A 583-nucleotide genomic window follows, 5' to 3' on the forward strand; every position below is an offset into this window, starting at 1 on the left:
CCGAGGCCCCCCGGGCCTGGCGGGCGTTCCTCGACCGCGGTGTGTTGATCCGCGACGTCGGGATCGCGCAGCGGTTGCGCGTCACGATCGGCACGCCGGAGGAGAACGACACGTTCCTGCAGGTCGCAGCGGACGTGGTGGAGCGGGAGTTACACACATGACCAGCAGGATCGGCCGCGTCGAGCGGGTCACCAAGGAATCCAAGGTCCTCGTCGAGATCGACCTCGACGGAACAGGCACCACCGAGATCACCACCGGAGTGCCGTTCTTCGACCACATGCTCGACGCCCTCGGCAAACACGGCGCATTCGACCTCACCGTGCAAGCCGAAGGCGACATCCAACTCGACGCCCACCACACCGTCGAAGACGTCGCCATCGTGCTCGGCCAAGCCATCCGCCAAGCCCTGGGCGACAAGAAAGGCATCCGCCGTTTCGGCGACGCCTGGATCCCGATGGACGAGGCATTGGCGCAGGCGGTGGTCGACGTCTCCGGCCGCCCCTACACCGTGCACACCGGCGAACCCGACGTCATGCAGGGCTTCGTCGTCGGGGGCCACTACCCCACGGTCCTCAACCGCCAC

The 583-nt window shown here is 67.2% G+C and carries 1 protein-coding gene and 1 pseudogene; both read left to right on the forward strand.

What is annotated here, in order from left to right:
• A pseudogene (locus MMF94_RS43220) lies at window positions 1-161 on the forward strand (histidinol-phosphate transaminase); the annotation flags it as partial.
• Window positions 158-583, forward strand: a 426-nt coding sequence (locus MMF94_RS43225; protein ID WP_241043305.1) for an imidazoleglycerol-phosphate dehydratase, incomplete at its 3' end; no start/stop codon positions are given. The pseudogene MMF94_RS43220 and the gene MMF94_RS43225, both read left to right, overlap by 4 nt.

It is taken from the genome of Pseudonocardia alaniniphila (genome assembly GCF_022524485.1).
In the GTDB taxonomy this organism is placed as follows: Bacteria; Actinomycetota; Actinomycetes; order Mycobacteriales; family Pseudonocardiaceae; genus Pseudonocardia; species Pseudonocardia alaniniphila.